This window comes from Ktedonobacter sp. SOSP1-52, assembly GCF_016587395.1.
Genome location: NZ_BNJH01000003.1, coordinates 1,305,283 through 1,321,235, shown reverse-complemented (window position 1 = coordinate 1,321,235; position 15,953 = coordinate 1,305,283). Strand labels below are relative to the sequence as shown.

Sequence of the window (15,953 nt, the reverse complement as noted above, 5' to 3'; positions counted from 1 at the left end):
CGGCTCAAGCTCTCTGCATCTCTTTGGCACGTCTCCCATGTATTTGTCTGTGGCATGGGGCGTGAACGAGCCTGAGATTTTCCTCTTCTTCGCTCCCGCCTTTCGCCATCTCCTTTTCATGGTGGATGTGGATGTTGATATTCTCCTCGTTGAATAGATGCTGTTGGCATATCGTACATTTCCAGTGCTGGCTTTCGGCCACTCGGTAGAGCTTTGAGCCTTGCGCAAAATATGCTTTTCCATATTTTGTTCTCCGTTGTGTCCAATATGCTTGCAGCGTTGGGTCATCGGGTGAGGCGTTCCCTTTCACCTTGATATGGCGAGTAATGGTCATATCTGCTGTTCTGTAAAGGTAGTAGTCTCTTAACTCGCCCCGCCTATCGAGGGCTCGTCCTTTGAATACCCAGTGATTTCCCCCAATTCTTCCGAAGTAGCGAGGGATGACCCAGCGGATGCCTTTGCTTGGGTGTCTTCTTTTCGCCCATTTGATGAGCAATTTCACCATATGGTGATCGAAGGTGGCAAAGGTCTTTTTGCTGACCACATACCTGTAGTAATTTGCCCAGCCTCTTAGGATGGGGTTGAGTACCTGGATAACTTCTCCGGGTTCCACATTCGGATGGTTCTCCAGCCATTCCTTGATTTCTCTCAGTTTGACTTGTACTTTTCCCTTTTGGGGCTTGATCAGGCATTTCCCATTGTAGCTTCGGACATTGAAGCCTAGAAAATTGAACCCTTCCGATAAATGCCGGATGTGGGTTTTTTCTTCGTTGAGCTTGAGTCCTCGCTCGGCCAGCCAGTCTTTGATTTTGGGGAGAATGGCTTCGATATCCTCTTTTGTTTCAGCGGTGACCACAAAATCGTCCGCATACCGTATGAATCCGTATTTGGTGACGCTTCTGTTTCTCATCCGTTCCCCTTCCTTGACTCGACGAACCTTCTTTTCTTGGTTGATCCATCGTTCCATACCGTCTAAGGTGGTATTTGCGAGAAGAGGGCTGATGACCCCGCCTTGTGGGGTTCCGCTTTCTGTTGCGTTGAATATTTCCGCCTCCATATATCCTGCCTTCAGCCATTGTTCTATCCATCTGCGTCCTGGACTCTCTCCGATGGCGGAAAGGATAAATCCGTGACTGATATTATCGAACGCGCCCTTGATATCGGCGTCCAGTATCCATTCGTCCTTGCTGTTCGCATTCAGTCGTGTCCAGCATTGATCTATGGCATCCTGGCATCCTCGTCCTGGTCGGAACCCATAGCTGTTTTCTTCAAAACGTGCTTCCCATTCCGGTTCCAGGGCGTTTTTGACGACCGCTTGTGCCACTCGGTCCTTTATGGTCGGAATCCCCAACGGCCTTTGCTTCCCATTCGCTTTGGGTATGTACACCCGTCGCGTGGCTTTGACCTGCTCTGGGGTGTACGTTTTCATCTCTTGGGTGAGCTTCATGCGGGCTGATGGCATCGTTACCTTCTGCCCATCAATGCCTGCGGTTTTCCTTCCCTTGTTTTCCTGTGTCACTCTTCGTGTTGATAACAGCAGGTTTGCATGGCTTCGCATCATCAGTTTCTTCAGGCTTCTCACCTGGTTCCACTGACCCTGTTGAGTTGCACGATAAATGCGTTGTCTCAGGTTCTTGACCTTCTTTTCGACCTGGGACCAGTCAATAGAATCCCAGTCTTGATCCGGTTCTTCCGCTCCGATGTCTTGAATGACGCTATCTTGCACGGTCGTTCAGTTCCTTTGTCATGATTTATCGTTGAGAACCCGCTGGAAGTCTGCCATCTTTCAATGTGAGGCAAAGCTTGAACCTCTATCCTCCGCGTTACCAGAGGCATTCGCTTTTTCCAGCATCCTTTACCCCCTGAGTATTCTGCTTTCCTTGCGGTCGGCTTACTCTCTTACGAGAGAACTCATGGGGCTTACTGTAGTTCCAAGTGTTGAGATGCGTTCAGGTCGGGTCCTGCCTATGTTCCGGTGGGACTTGTTCTATCGTCTGACAATAAATACCTCTCTCAGACCGCCCACGTACCTTTTGGTCAGAGTGTTTGCAGCCTTATTTCACTCTTTACTGCTAACGAAACGTTAGAAGCAGTTCACTTGCGTTAACCCTTTTGAACTTCCCCTAGCCCGCTCCCGATTTAGGCTACCAGGAGCTAAGACATTCGTGGTCTGCACTCCATCAGATTCATTACTTACTACTGATGTGACCGGGGTGGGACACCCTTTTACGTAGGGACAACGGGATAGAATCCGTTGGGAAGGTCACTTCTTTCCTTCCACTCGATAGACACTTAGCTTGCTACATCGCACGTACTTGGGTATTTTGGGGCGCCCCTGAAACTTAGATGGGTCTTCCTTGTAGGCTTCAAGCGCCTCAAAGAAGCTTTCCCAGTTGTGATCAAGGACCATCAGGATTTGTTGACTGACCTTTGCTGGTAAGGCCTTGTATGCCTCGTGTGACTGCATCCGCCGTTGCACCTCATTGTAGTTGAGATATACTCCTTCGTGGATGAAGGATTGACGGATCTCATACAGGGCCGCATTGTACAGATTCTTTGACTTGAAGGCTGCCTCATCGATGACGGTATACCGTGGATCACACCTGTCAATCACGTGTTGCTCAACATGCTGCATCGTTTTCACCTCCCTTCTGCCTTTGTTTCTCTACTGGTCCATTCTTCCATTAATAAGCAATGAACACTAAGCGGATATGTTGAGCATCTGGAAGGGTCGCATTATTGGAGAAAGAAACAGATTGTACGCCTGTGTGTGCTAATAACAGGCTCTTGGCCTGAGCTTGGCTCTTGCCTGCAATGCTGGTCTTCATACGCTCCTGCTCAGCCTGGGAGAACTGATATACCCATGCGCTTGCCCCTGTCGCCTGTATGGTCGTTGTCCCTTGTGCTGTGGTGGTGATGTGAACCTCTCCGCTTGGTGTGTACCCGGCTCCTAATTGTTGCTTTGCCTGGGTAGTGAGTGCCTGGGTGAGTAATGTTTGAAGGGCTTGTGTCTGATAGACGATGCCTGTACACGTCTCATCCAGGATCACATGCACACTTGCTGCGTCTTCTCCTGGCTGGTGGTTGGCGCTCGTCTTCTGCTGGCAGTGTAGCGACGTGACAAGGGTTTCTGTGCTCTGGACCTGGGTTTGTAACGCCGCGGCGGTGCTCTGGTCAAGGCTGGCTTTCAAGCTCGCGTCTGCGGTGTCGATGTCGTGTTGGGTGACGGTCTGATAGTCGCGTGCGTCTTGCCCGCCGCTAAAAGCTCCGTTCACAGCCGAGATATTGACGCGACAGCAGGGGCCATAGATTGCGCCTGCCTTGAGGTTGCCTGCTGGTCCTGCCTGGATCGCGTGGGCGCTGACGCTCGCCTGCCCAAAAGTGGGATAGCTTGCCGCGCCTATATTCGCGTCTTGATCGGTTGTAACCTGGGTTCCGTTGGCTGCGATGACAAGGGTTCCTGCTGGTATCGTCTGCGCATAGGTCGCTGCGTTGTAAAACGTGATGTATCCGTGCGATGCTTGGGCGTCCTGGTGCGCTTTCCCGGTGGTGGCAACGGTACGTGCCTGGCTCATCGTAACAGTGGGAAGTAGTCTTCCTGGCACCTGGCGGTGATTCGGGTCGGCACTCCCGATTGTGACAGTAAAGCGGGTTTCTATCGTGCGTGTGACTGGAACAAGAGTAACCGTCGTGGTCGCTGTCCAGAGAGGGAACAAATACAGCAGATAACCAACAAAAAGCGCACAGGCGCATACCATGAGGCCGAGAAACACAAGGGGGCGCGTGTGCACCCCTGCCCACGCTAGAGGCTTTCTCCCTCGTGGCTCTGGCTTCTGGTCAATAGGCGGGATACTTTCAATGGCGCTGGCTGGCTCCTCTGGCTCTGCTTCCTCTCTGGGGTAAATGTGGATCTCGATGTTATACATGCGGCGTTCACGGTCGTACTCGTGGTTGGCATACATAGGTGGGATGTCGTCCGTCGTGCGCGTCTGCTGGCTCTGCTGGTCAAGCTCGCGTAAAAGCTGGTCTAAGTCGTTCTGCATCTGCTTGTCTTGCATGGGGTTCCCTCCAACAGGAAGGGGAAGAGCCCAGGTTGATGAGACTCTTCCCTGAGACATTAGGCGTTTGGGATACCATCCCACGGTGCTTTGCAGGTGTCGAGAGGTCCAGCACTAAAGGCGATGTAGAAAAGGACCCCTTTGTTGAGCTGGTCGAGCTGGTCAAAGAAGCTTTCTGGAACAGTTCCACGCCAACGAATGACGATATAACCATCGCCTGACGTGTTGGTTTTGCCATAGGAGACTAATACGGCTTGTACGGGGCGTTCTTCTTGGAACGTGGTTTGAAAGTTCAGGGCAAGGGTGGCTGTGATGGGCTCAGCACACGAGACAACCACGTATTCATCATCTCCGCTAAACATGATGCTCAAAAGGTCGTTGACGCGTTCTGTCAACATGTGTATGGTTCGGCGTGGTCCCCTGGGGTCACTCTCCTGCGGTCGCGGTGGTTGCGTGACCTGTATGGGATACGCTGGTGTGACAATCACTATTTGACCTCCTTCATAGGAGTATTGCTAAACACGTCGTTCTCGTTCTTGTAGGCGATGCTCTGCTCTCCAACCGTGACAATCATGTCAGGCTTACCATCTCCATCCAGGTCTTTGAATGTCACCTGCGCAGGCGTCAAGTCTTGCCCACTTCCTAACAACGCAATGCCTGTTTTGTAAACATGTGTTTTGCTTGGGTCGCCTGCTGGCATTTCAATGACGGTAATCTGCCTATGCAGATTGAGCACAATGAAGTGGGATGGAGTCACGCTTGTATCGTGGTTGTGGCCGACAACAGCGTCGATCTGGTAGGTACGGGGGCGTCCATAATGGAGGTCGTCTTGCCACATCTGCCACGCCTGTTGTCCTATGCCAATGCCAAGCCATCCTCCAACCATCAACACGCCTGCCAGTCCTACATAGGCAGGCCAACGGGGAACATGAAACGGCATGGAAGTGCCAACCGGCAAGGGTGGCTGGTGTTGCCTCTGCGGCCTTGGTTGGTCATGGACATACACCTTGACCCGACGCGTTGCCTGCGCGTCTATCCTTCCTGGCTGATAAGTGCCTTGGCGTACGACACTGGTATGGGTGCGTGTCTCATACAAGGGCTCTTCGTCGATCTGCTCTTGTGTGTCTCTTTCCTCTCTCGGTGCTCTGGTGACGCGCCTGGTGCATATGGGCGGCTGCTCGGTTTCCAACGTTGGACGATAGCGAGAAGGACGCATTAGCGTTCCCTCCTCTCATCGCGTACGGGCTTTGAGGTGCTGGCTTGTTCCTCTCGCTTGCGCATCGCGTATTGGTAGAACTCCTGGTTCCAGCCGCATACATAGCCATAGCGCCACAGGGCCGGACGCCAGGTGTCGTACATTGCCCATTGCAAGGCATTCTCTACATCCTGGACGACTATCTCGCGCTTAGCAAATGCCAGGGCGAGAAACTCGCACCGTCCCGATTGCACGCCATTATGAAAGGCTGGATCTGCACAGATCAGAATGCTATCAATACCTGTGGACACTGTCTCATCTGTCAGCCTGAGAGTATCTTCTAAGTGAAGACCAAATGAGATGCCGACACGCTGACGTGAGGCGTCTTGCTGCTGCGCTTCTCCATAGAAGTAAGAGGTGGTTCCCGCTCTGTTCTGCTTCATGCTTTTCCTCCTCTCCACCCTCTTGTTACCTGTAAGCAACAAGAGGGTGGCTATTCCCAGCTAGATATGCTTCCCTGCTACATGATCGGTTGCTTCTTGGGGGGTCAGAAGACCGTCGCTTATGTAGCGAGCAACCTCAGCAATGTTACTCCGGTCTTCGTGACAGGGACAAGGTGAAGCAAAACAAAACGGGTTAGCTATGCTATGAAGTTGGTTGTCATTGGGGATGACAGGAAGAAAGTTATCACCATAAGGGGCAGGCTCCTCACAACGCCTGCCAGGTGAGGCGGAGGAAGGTTGTTGAGGGGAAGAAGCTTCCAGCAAGCCCTTCACCCATCCAATGACCCAGCCAGTATTCTCACAGGTTGAGCCAGGAAAGGCGAGTAGGCGATGAACAAGATGTTCGTAAAGGTCATGTTCGTTCAGCGGGGTTTGCTCGTTCTGATAGGCTTGATATCCCGCTTGCACGCCGTGAAAGAAGGCAACATTGGAAACAGTGACTGGCCCATCAGCCAAATGGAAAGCATGTAACGCCATTGAGGCTTGTTGAGACATATGTATCATCTCTTTCTTGACCAGGGAGCCTCTATGCGCTATGCTACGCGCAGAGAACTCCGGGACTTAGCAAAGGTTTTTGTGTGTTCTCACTCACTGGCTCTCGTTGGCAGACGAGAGCCAGTTTTTTCTTGTCTGCAATCACCCCCTAAAAATTAAATGTTTCAAAGTGCAGAATGTGTACTAATATGTAGATAATAGCCTTAAATATCCGCAAAGTCAATACTTATGTCCAATATTACCGCAAAGTGTCCGAATATGCCGTATTTGTTAAGGATTGACAGAAAGTGTAAGAGAGTATTATAGTTTCCCTATAATTGTTTAGGAGGTGAGCAGATTGCCCTTAGAAATTGACGGGGAGAAATACTATACAGCAGCAGAAGCAGCACGCTACCTTAGTATTTCCAGAGATACCTTCTATCGGAATGTCAAAGATAACCTACGACCCTACAAACATGGAGCATTAAAGCGTGATTATTTTCGTCAAACCGATTTGGACAGATATAAAGGTATTTATCCAGCATCAGACGATGATGCTTCTGATATCGGTTCTTAAAGTTTAAGAACCTGAAGCCAAACTGGTCTTATTCAAATTTATTAAGAGGTTCCCTCACGGTTCGCTCAAATTTTAGGGCGTAAAATGGATTGTATTCCCCACTCGGCCAAAATACTTGAGATTAAAATCGAGCATTTTGGCCAAAGCGAGTACCGACTGATGTCCAATCGCACAAAAGCCGGGTGTTTGAGAGCACAATTCTTCAAAACCACCTGAAATTCGAGGCGAGCCGTGAGAAAAACAGGCTAATCTAATGCCAGTTCGTTGGGTAGACGGTGATCCTCATAGTGGTCGTGTGCGTCGATACGCAACCAGAGTTGAATTCGCTCGTGCTCAAGTGCGGTCTCTGGTAGATCTATGAGAAAACGTTCAAGGGTGGTCAACGTTATGGCAAACTTTTCCTCAACGGCCTGGCGAGTCCATTGCTGATACTGTTCAACCATTTCGGCATTGAATGCGTCCACGTCTGTATGTGGAAGGGAGTGACCATCCAGGATCATAAGTGATCTTTGCATGGAGCGCTCCCACCATACAAAGATATGCACCAGCACATCCGGGATGCGAGAAAAGCCTTGTTCCTGTGCATAGCGAGCTTGTTCTTCCTCTGATAGCTCTTGCAACCGTGAAAGGTAATGCTTCCAGCCCTTCTCAAGATCTGCTAAGAGATCTTGACGACTGAATTGCTGATTCTCTGATGACATCTCTTCTTCTCTCGTATGCGTTATCTTTTTGCGAGTTGCTCAAGCAGGCGCTCACGATCAGCCTTGTTTTTTACAACAAATACTTTCTCCTGATACTTTTCAAGGTAATTGCGTAAAAATTCTGCGGTAGGAGGGATCGAAAGCATGAAATACTTTTCAACTTCCTTACGTATATATTCTGGAGTAGGAGGACCAGCATACTCTCTCTGTTCTGCAAGATACTCACGCATGCACTCTTCGAGAGGTGTACCAGCATTTATCTGGTTGAGATAATGCTTGCGGTTATCTTTGAGTAATTTGAAAAGCAATTTTACTCCGTTGAGACCCGGATAAGGGTTGGTGCCGTGGAGACTCTTCGTGATGTGGCGGCGAATAATGCGCCATGCAGCCACGGGCCAGGAGACCTCAAGCAACACGATGTAATCGGCTTGATAGAGCAACGGGTCTGTCCAGATGAGATAGGAGCCATCCGTGATCCATCCAGGCTGCCCAGCAATAGCAAAGGCATCGTCTTCGGTTACCTTCCCATTTTTCAAGCCAATCTGATCGAGTTCGTAATGAGGAACATGAAACCTGACAGAAATGTCCTCTGCCAGGGTCGTTTTTCCGCTGCCAGATCCCCCAAGAATGTATATTTTCATCGTTGATTTTCCTCTCCCTGCACCTATTTGCGCTGTGAATAATGTTTCTCTCGTCGTTTGAGGTTGTGACATTTGTGTTCCCTCTTCTTGAAGATGAACATGAGGAGAACGTGCCAGAAATGCATGCAAAAAAGAACACCAGTGCTTTTTCTGCGACTGGAGGCAACTTCATTGCAGGGCCGGAAAGGAGGTCTCTGAGTGTTGAGAGAGCTGCCAACCTGGAGGAGAAGTTGCTAACCGTATGCCATCTTGTTGTTATGGGCAAAATAAATCGCCTGTCGCATTACGGCGACAGTGTTACATGTGCATCGCTTTTTCTGGCATAGATTAGCTATGGTTTGGCATATACGCTCCCTAGTAAATTAGTGATAGATACCATGTAAGTATACATCAGGCCAGCCACGAAGTACGTAGCTGAAACGTTCTTAAATTCACGGTTCGCTTCAATTTGTGGCAGATGTTACGAATCATCAGCCAGCCGTAAATAGACAGCAGGAGAGAGGCCAAACAGAGCCAAAATCCGCTGTTGAAGAGGTGAAAGAGGCGTCACATGACGTTGAGTGGAGCCAGAAGCACAAACAACCGTCAAGGTCACTTCGCTGAAGGCTTCCAGCAGGCGTTCGGTGGTTGATTGGCTCGTCCGACGTTTCGGATTGCCAGCAAATACCCCGGCAAGCTCCTCTTTCTGTTCCGAGAGGCGCTGTCGGACCACGCCTTCTACCAGTGTGAGGACGCGCAAGGCCAAGGTGAGCAAGCGCACCAACCCGACGCGATGGTCATCGCGTTGCACATACAAAGGGGCAAGCCCCAAGGGACGTCCTTTGAGGGGGGAGACATGTTGCAAGCACAGCCGTCGTACAAGATGCTTTCTTACAAAAGTCGTGGTGGGAAAGCTCCAGTCATGGATGCTTTACACTTACACACAAGTTTGAAAGTTTGTAGAAGATCCGCATGACCATGCGAGAGAAAGACGCCAAGAAAAACGCGTAATGATGCGCAATGATGTGCTTCAAGCCTGGCGAGACACGCGGCTTCTTCTGAGATAAGCGGTCCACTTCTCGTGTGGGAAAAACGAGGCCTGTGCAACGCATCGCCTCCACGTTTTTTCTCCAGATCCAATAGTTGTGTGTAAGTGTAAGTGCTTTAGCGCGAGGAGTTCTCAGTGATGTGATATAACGAGGGCGTGCATTAACATATGCACCTCTCGCCCAGTGACTATTTCATGAAAAGGATTTTTATACCCAATGCAACAAGAAACTGAACTCCAGCAGCAGGCTCGTATACGACATGAAGTCGAAGAAAATCTTGTTCAACTCTTCGCACCCGAGGACGAGGCGCTGCGCACAACCATCACCGCAGCCAAGGAGGCAGGACTACCGGCCATTCACATCAATCCGCTCCAAGGCAAGCTCCTCCAGGTTTTAGCAGCAGCCTGCAACGCTCAGAAAATTCTAGAAATAGGTTCCCTGGCTGGCTACAGCGGCATCTGGCTGGCGCGGGCACTTCCTCCAACTGGTCGTCTGATTACATTGGAAGTCAGTCCCGCGCATGCTGAGGTGGTCCAGCATTCGTTTGAACAGGCAGGGGTCTCCGACCGAGCCGAGGTACGCATTGGCAGTGCCCATGAATTGCTGCCCCAGCTGGTAGATGAAGCCCCTTTTGACCTGGTCTTCATCGATGCAGACAAGCCCTCCTATCCACACTATCTGGACTGGGCTATTCGCCTCAGTCGCCCTGGAAGCATCATCGTTGCCGATAACTGCATACGCGCGGGACAAGCCCTCAGCGAAAGTGCGCTTGACGATCAGGGGGTGGCTGGTCTTTACCAGTATAATCTTCAAACGCTCAAGCATCCACGCCTGCGCGCTATCGCGCTTGCCATGGATGAGGACTACACGGATGGGCTCAATATCGCCGTTGTGCTGCCTGAGGCATAAGAGGAGGTTTGCATGAGTATCGCCAGCGATTTTCATAATCATATTGTGCGTAGCTCAGCTCAACAAATGGTTGAAGCTGCCAGAAACAAAGACATACGCGTTCTGGGGCTCTCAGAGCACGTCTTCCAGATGCGCGAAGCCCATCCCCATCTGCTGCATATGCCTCTGGAAGGGCGGATGCTCACCTATGCAGACTATGTAGAGGAGGTCCAGGCTGCCGGGAAAAACAGGGATGTCGAGGTGCGCCTGGGCCTGGAGGTCGACTTTATACCCGAGCAGAACGAGGTTATCCAGAGCACCCTTCAGGGCCTGCCCTGGGATTTTCTCATCGGTTCAGTTCATGAAGTCGATGGAGTCCTCTTTGAGAGCCTTCACGACCTCGAACGTGCCAAGGGAGAGCGCCTCTGGTCCAGGTACTATACCTTGCTGCGTGCCGCTGTCAGAAGTGGCTATTTCAGTGTCGTCAGCCATCCCGTGCGTATGCGCTCCACCAATCCCTATTTGCCCGCTAACCTGGACGAAGAGCTGGAGCAGCTGGCCGCTGACGCAGCAGAGTATGATGTCGCGCTTGAGATCAATGGCTATGACACCTTGACCTACATTAATCTTGTCCGCCGCCTGGCGCGGGCCTGCGCGAAACATCATACCGCCATCAGCGTTGGCTCTGACGCGCACAATCCCACGCAGGTCACGCAGGCCCATCACTATATAGAACCGCTCTTACGCGAAGCCGGGATCACCTCCATCCGTACCTGGCGCCAGCGCGTTCCAGAAGAGATGGCATTCTAAGAGGCAGAATGCAACCTCATGGCTGCATTTTACTCCAGCCCAGCCAGGTGGAAGACACTGTGGAGGGGTTGGCCTGTTGCGACCACGGGAACACTTCCTGCGCCCCACCAGTGGTAAGATCACTTAGCCAGTAACGCTGTGTGTTACTGGCATACTGGCCGCCGGTGAGAAGATAATGCGCATAGGGGGAGAGAAGCACATTTTCGAATGGAATAGCACTGGCCCCTGGAGCAACATCCTGGATGCGCGCCTTCACCTGCTGGGTGACAACGTCAATTTTGACCAGTTGCCATTGCCCCTGAATATTGCGTATGGTCATAGGAGTATTATCCTGGTCGAAGCCCACCAGCCCCTGGTCCTGTGAGAAGAGATAGCTGCTTCCACCATCAATTCCTACGGCATATATGCCAACCTGGCCAGCAGTAGCCGATGTGTAGTAAATAGCCTGACCATCTGGTCGGAGCCAGAATTGTGGCCGCTCCGCAGTGGATTGCACTACCACCTGTTGCGCGCCGCTCACCAGGTCAATGCGCTTGAGTTGCGTACTCCCTCCTTGCACCAGAGAGAAGTACAAATTATCTTGATAATAAAAAAGCAAACGTGTAGCGCTAATACCGTAAGGCAGGTGCTCGACTTTGTTGTGAACAACATCGATACGCATCAGAGCGCGAGGCGTCATAGCGAAAAGGTAGCGATCATCCGTCGACCAGACCGCGTTATATTCACCATCGCTACTGCGCCGCCCTCCTTCAAGCCGATAGGCCTGGCCCGTCAAGAGGCGATAGACAGTGTATTGCCCATCGTAACAATGATAAAGCATATTCTTGCCGCTATGCGCGATTGCGTCTGCCTGGGCATTATCACAACTTGTGCTTGTTATTACACGCTGTTTGCCACTGAGCGGGTCGAAGACCGCAATCTGCTGCTTCCCACTCTGTGCTACAAGTGCGACAGCCGAAGACCAGTCGCTGGAGAAGCTCAAGTTGGGTGCGGGAGCGGGTGGCAATACCACACCATTGTCTACGGTTTGAGTAGCGGATGAGGTATTGGATGTGCTCTGGAGTGCTCCCGTACGCAGCCAGGCCAGGCGGCTAAAGAGCCCAAAGGAAAGAATGATCACCGCGGCAACCGCAACCAGGGCTAATGCCTTGTTGAAAGATCGACGCCTGGAAGGAGCAGGAAAGGGAAGATCAGGGACAGTCGGCTGCGCAGACTTCGCTGGCAATAAATGAGGAGGCTGAGCTATGGGAGCGCCCTTCGCCTGCTGGCGTGACTCGGCACGCACGACCTGGAGAATGTTATCAACCGTTGAGGGAACTTCTTGCTCTGCGCGCGCTAAATATTCGCGCAACATACCTCGCCCAAGCTCACGCGTACGCCGGGCCTGCTTCAGGGTTTCGCGACAGGAGGCACAATGAGGAAGATGCGCACGAAGATGCTGCAGAAGCTGCGCATCTACATCGCCATCATGTACCAATTCAAATTCAGAGATCCATTCTCCATCCAAAACATCTGCCAGGCGCTCGCAGTCCTTACTCCAGGGGCAAGGCACCTGACTCCCATCCACAACACTGGGCCTACCGTCCTTCATGATTTCCTTCCTGATCGAGACCAGCATTTCCCAATCACGCTAGCTATCCGTGGGACTTGCACCCTGATTTCGTATCTCTCGTGATTAGGATCACTCTCTCTATACGCTACTGCTACTATCCCTAATTGGCGTAATGCTCTACGCTTTTCTTTATAGTCAGCTTTAGGATAGGTATCTTTGTATTCCAGACACCATTTGATAAAAGCCTCTCTTTCAGCTTCCATAGCTAGCCAGTCTTTTTGATCCTTTTCGACCTCATGTAAGTCTGCATGCAATTTCTCTATGTGCTTCTCTAGCTTGCCCAGCTCCTCAATTACAAGGGTTCTAGCCGTCCCTCTGATAAGGGGATTTGTTAGATCCTCGACAAGATTTTTTTGTGTCTCCTGTGCTGTGGCAAGGCTGTTTTTTATCGCCTTTAGATCTGCCTGGCCGTTATATTGTTTCTTAACAGCCTCCATTGCTTCTTGCACTAATGAGAAATCCTTGATAATTTCTCCTACAACCTCCCATACAGCCACATCTATAATGCTCGCATTAATAGTAACGCCCGGGCAAGCCTCTTTGTTTCGTATGCGTTTTCCGCATCCATACCGAGCTTTCCTTAGCCTTGCAGCTTCAGGATCTAACATGTCTTTTTTGCTAATATACGGATCAAAGCCCCGACCAAAGAGATGTCCTCCACAATAACCACAGATAAGAAATCCTGACCTCAATAGATATGCTTCTGGATGCGGATTTTTCCTGGCTGCCTCTTGTTTATTTATTTCAAGCTGTTGCTGTGCCGCTTGAAAGGTTTCATCATCGATGATAACAGGCACGACACCCTCTGGCAGCAAAATTTGTTCCTCAATAGGACGTAAAACTTTAGTACCATTAGTTGTATCATACCTAAATTGATACGCCTTTCCTATGTACCAAGTATTACGTAAAATTTTTGTTACTTGCATTGTATGCCATATCCCCTTTCCTAAGGGGGTAGGAATCTTTTTTTCGTTTAAATCCACAGTGATAGAGCGCACGCTTTGACCTGCGACAAAACGCCTGAACATTTCGCATATTACTTCTGCCTCTTTTTCATTTGTGTAATATGCTGTCCTGTCTTCATTGAAGCTATACCCAAACATGGGCTTGTAAGACGGAATGATGCTAGTTTTTGCCTTTTGTCTTTTGCCTGTATCAGTCCTATCCCGTGTCTTTTCGCGTTCTACCTCTGCAACGAATGCGTAAGCACTCCTCATAAATTCACCCCTCGGGCTTTTATCAAGCTGCTCCTTAACACAGTGAATCTCTACATTATGTTCCTCCATCTCTTCAATGAGCCATGAGAATTGAGACTGTTTTCTTGAAAGTCTATCAAATGTCCTAAAGATAACAGCATCTATCTCCCCTTCTCTATACATCTCTCTCATTTTAGAAAGCTTTTTTCTTTCTCTATATTTAGCACCTGTAAATTGTTCCCTAAACACCTCTACCACTAGAAAACCATGCTCTACTGCATACTCTCTACATTGTTCTTCCTGTACATCTAGGCTAGCCCCATCCTCCTCTTGTGCCTCAGTCGATACACGACAATAGATAGCCGCCCTAATGGGGAGGCCTTTTCTAATTCTCTCTTCCATGCTTTTTGCTTTGTCGAAATCTGCTATGCTCATTTCTTTTTCCTTTTCCTAGCTCTCTCTTAATCTCTCAGAGGCTCTACTAGTAATCACTCTATTTCTCGTGTGCATATGCGTGGCAGTGAGGCTAGAAATGCCCTGCTAGGCATTTTCTGATGTGTCTAGCAGGGCTTTATGGTCTAACTAGTGGGCTTATCGCCCCCCTGCTCTCCCTGCTCTACATAAGGGACAGCAAAGAGGCCGATAATAAAGCCAACATGATAGGCAAGGGTAGCGGGGTCGTCTTCGCATATATCCCTTACCAGCCTTACAAGGTCTATATCATTCTTTGGTTTATCTTCCTGAAACTGTGGATGCCTAGCACTGGCATAGCCAGCTTGTAGGGCGGGGTGCTCTAGGTCAAAGGGGAGATGTAAGATGATCATTATTATTTGCCCTCCTGTGGTGGCTGTTGGCTAAAGCTCCCATCTTTATAGCTATAGAGCGTGACACCTATGCTACTCCCCTCAGTGCCTACCGTGATATCTGGTATACCGTCGCTATTGGCATCCCTGATTTCAAACTGGACGACAGCATTATCAGTCGCACTCTGAAGCATAAACACACGGGACTTTTCCGGGTGGCCCTGTGGGATATCGTAGACCGTGACAAAGCCCCTATACACCTCCCCTAGAAAATGATGCTCCCCTAAATCGTAGTGTGATACGTGACTGTCCCCATAATGCCACTGTGTTTGTAGGCCATTCCACCAGGGAATTACGACCATAACCAGTAGCCAGAGGAGGAGCAATGTACCAGCCATACCAGCCCCTATGATGAGGAGGGCGTTATTATGATGGGGGCGGGCCTCCTGCCCCTCTGTTTCTCCAGTATCATAGACAGGGTATGCACGCTCTCTAGATGTGGGTTTGCGCTTATCCTGGCTATTCTGCCTGATCTGTCTACCGCCCTGGCTACTATGCCCTTTCACACGGGGGACAAGCACGACACGGGGGTCCCCATCATCGTCATACCATTCATCACGGGCTACACAGCCATTGCGAGAGAGGGAACGGGCCTCTAGCTTGTCCTTGCCCTTACTCGTCTTTACCTCTTGCCCTTTGAGGTCCCTTACTGATCTATACATATTGCTGCTCTCCCTCCCTTTCTAGAAAGTCTTTCCAGCTATAATGTTGGTTGCTTCCTGTGGTGTCACTTCGCCAGCAAGGTAGGCTTTCTCTATCTGGGAGATAAGCTCTTTATCCTCGTGACATGGGCAGGTAGGGTGGGGGCGCTCTACAATATGTGTCATGCTCTCAGGAGCTACAGGGATAGCAGGGATAAAATTATCCCCATAGGGAGGTATAGCCTGATCATCAGGAGATGGGAGAGGAGGGGGGAACATATCAGCCAGCTTGAGAGAGGAACGCTTTTCTTTCTCCTCTGCCAGGGCGACAAAAGACGCTAGCTCTCTCTCCAGAAACTCTAGCTCCTCCTCATCAATGATGCAAAAAAAGTCAGTAGGAGCACTATGCAGGAGAGAAAACAGGGTAGGGTATTGACGTGCTATCTCTGCAAGATAGCGTACTTTGTTGTGTGCATCCATGAAAAGCCCTATCTTTCTTTTGTCTTGACCTATAGGGCTATCCATGCGAAAATGCATATAGAGATAGCCCTAAAGCCTACTAACGACGGTTTAAAAGGTGTCTCACACTGGCTCTCTCGTGTGGTCTAGACACGAGGGAGCTTTCTTTTTTTATCACCTCCTCTCTCTTGCTGCCTGTTTGCAGCTATAGTATCCTCCAGAGAAAAGTATAACAGGCTAGAGAGATACTTTACAAGGGTTTGAAGTGGTAAAATAGGGCTAGAGATACGTAGAGAGGGTGTGTGTT

General features: G+C 50.2%; 18 protein-coding genes. 3 read left to right on the top strand and 15 right to left on the bottom strand.

Annotated elements, in window-relative coordinates; translation table 11 throughout:
- Positions 1-4: 4 nt before the first annotated feature.
- From ltrA to JMJ16_RS31050, 7 genes are all read right to left on the bottom strand, one after another.
- Positions 5-1,726, bottom strand: coding sequence for a group II intron reverse transcriptase/maturase (ltrA, locus tag JMJ16_RS31080; protein WP_201387918.1), 1,722 nt, complete (start codon positions 1,724-1,726; stop codon positions 5-7).
- A gap of 537 nt (positions 1,727-2,263) precedes the next feature.
- Entirely contained in the window at positions 2,264-2,635 is a 372-nt protein-coding gene (locus JMJ16_RS31075; RefSeq protein WP_201387916.1) for a hypothetical protein, read from the bottom strand.
- 49 nt (positions 2,636-2,684) lie between these two features.
- Positions 2,685-4,058 carry a hypothetical protein gene (locus JMJ16_RS31070; protein WP_201387914.1) on the bottom strand — a complete coding sequence of 458 codons (1,374 nt, stop codon included), beginning with the start codon at positions 4,056-4,058 and terminating at the stop codon, positions 2,685-2,687.
- Positions 4,059-4,117: 59 nt separating this feature from the next.
- A complete protein-coding gene (locus JMJ16_RS31065) occupies positions 4,118-4,546 on the bottom strand; it encodes a hypothetical protein (RefSeq protein ID WP_201387913.1) in 429 nt (142 codons plus the stop codon).
- A complete protein-coding gene (locus JMJ16_RS31060) occupies positions 4,546-5,274 on the bottom strand; it encodes a VCBS repeat-containing protein (protein ID WP_201387911.1) in 729 nt (242 codons plus the stop codon). Before JMJ16_RS31060 ends, JMJ16_RS31065 begins: the two co-directional genes overlap by 1 nt.
- A complete protein-coding gene (locus JMJ16_RS31055) occupies positions 5,274-5,696 on the bottom strand; it encodes a hypothetical protein (protein ID WP_201387909.1) in 423 nt (140 codons plus the stop codon). The genes JMJ16_RS31060 and JMJ16_RS31055 overlap by 1 nt, the downstream gene beginning before the upstream one ends.
- A gap of 60 nt (positions 5,697-5,756) precedes the next feature.
- The gene (locus tag JMJ16_RS31050; protein WP_236601749.1) at positions 5,757-6,251 is read right to left on the bottom strand and encodes a hypothetical protein; all 495 of its coding nucleotides are present in this window, start codon (positions 6,249-6,251) and stop codon (positions 5,757-5,759) included.
- A 337-nt stretch (positions 6,252-6,588) separates the two neighbouring features.
- On the opposite strand from JMJ16_RS31050, the gene JMJ16_RS31045 reads away from it, so the two are divergent.
- Positions 6,589-6,807, top strand: coding sequence for a helix-turn-helix domain-containing protein (locus tag JMJ16_RS31045; protein WP_201387907.1), 219 nt, complete (start codon positions 6,589-6,591; stop codon positions 6,805-6,807).
- Between the two features lie 245 nt (positions 6,808-7,052).
- Here JMJ16_RS31045 and JMJ16_RS31040 read toward each other — a convergent pair whose 3' ends face one another.
- The 3 genes from JMJ16_RS31040 to JMJ16_RS31030 all read right to left on the bottom strand — a co-directional run bounded on the left by JMJ16_RS31040 (position 7,053) and on the right by JMJ16_RS31030 (position 8,960).
- Positions 7,053-7,508 carry a ClbS/DfsB family four-helix bundle protein gene (locus JMJ16_RS31040; RefSeq protein ID WP_201387905.1) on the bottom strand — a complete coding sequence of 152 codons (456 nt, stop codon included), beginning with the start codon at positions 7,506-7,508 and terminating at the stop codon, positions 7,053-7,055.
- Between the two features lie 20 nt (positions 7,509-7,528).
- The gene (locus tag JMJ16_RS31035) at positions 7,529-8,221 is read right to left on the bottom strand and encodes a hypothetical protein (RefSeq protein ID WP_201387903.1); all 693 of its coding nucleotides are present in this window, start codon (positions 8,219-8,221) and stop codon (positions 7,529-7,531) included.
- A gap of 388 nt (positions 8,222-8,609) precedes the next feature.
- Positions 8,610-8,960, bottom strand: a complete 351-nt coding sequence (locus JMJ16_RS31030; RefSeq protein ID WP_236601748.1) for a hypothetical protein — start codon at positions 8,958-8,960, stop codon at positions 8,610-8,612.
- A gap of 433 nt (positions 8,961-9,393) precedes the next feature.
- On the opposite strand from JMJ16_RS31030, the gene JMJ16_RS31025 reads away from it, so the two are divergent.
- On the top strand, positions 9,394-10,086 hold the full coding sequence (locus tag JMJ16_RS31025) for an O-methyltransferase (RefSeq protein ID WP_201387901.1): 693 nt from the start codon (positions 9,394-9,396) through the stop codon (positions 10,084-10,086).
- Positions 10,087-10,098: 12 nt separating this feature from the next.
- The gene (locus tag JMJ16_RS31020) at positions 10,099-10,875 is read left to right on the top strand and encodes a PHP domain-containing protein (RefSeq protein ID WP_201387900.1); all 777 of its coding nucleotides are present in this window, start codon (positions 10,099-10,101) and stop codon (positions 10,873-10,875) included.
- 16 nt (positions 10,876-10,891) lie between these two features.
- Here JMJ16_RS31020 and JMJ16_RS31015 read toward each other — a convergent pair whose 3' ends face one another.
- The 5 genes from JMJ16_RS31015 to JMJ16_RS30995 all read right to left on the bottom strand — a co-directional run bounded on the left by JMJ16_RS31015 (position 10,892) and on the right by JMJ16_RS30995 (position 15,667).
- Positions 10,892-12,466 carry a hypothetical protein gene (locus JMJ16_RS31015; protein ID WP_201387898.1) on the bottom strand — a complete coding sequence of 525 codons (1,575 nt, stop codon included), beginning with the start codon at positions 12,464-12,466 and terminating at the stop codon, positions 10,892-10,894.
- The gene (locus JMJ16_RS31010; RefSeq protein ID WP_201387896.1) at positions 12,463-14,118 is read right to left on the bottom strand and encodes a recombinase family protein; all 1,656 of its coding nucleotides are present in this window, start codon (positions 14,116-14,118) and stop codon (positions 12,463-12,465) included. Before JMJ16_RS31010 ends, JMJ16_RS31015 begins: the two co-directional genes overlap by 4 nt.
- Positions 14,119-14,261: 143 nt before the next feature.
- Positions 14,262-14,507, bottom strand: coding sequence for a hypothetical protein (locus tag JMJ16_RS31005; protein WP_201387894.1), 246 nt, complete (start codon positions 14,505-14,507; stop codon positions 14,262-14,264).
- Between the two features lie 2 nt (positions 14,508-14,509).
- Positions 14,510-15,208 carry a hypothetical protein gene (locus JMJ16_RS31000; RefSeq protein WP_201387892.1) on the bottom strand — a complete coding sequence of 233 codons (699 nt, stop codon included), beginning with the start codon at positions 15,206-15,208 and terminating at the stop codon, positions 14,510-14,512.
- 21 nt (positions 15,209-15,229) lie between these two features.
- Positions 15,230-15,667: a hypothetical protein gene (locus JMJ16_RS30995; protein ID WP_201387890.1), complete on the bottom strand. Its 438-nt coding sequence runs from the start codon at positions 15,665-15,667 to the stop codon at positions 15,230-15,232.
- Positions 15,668-15,953 lie beyond the last annotated feature (286 nt).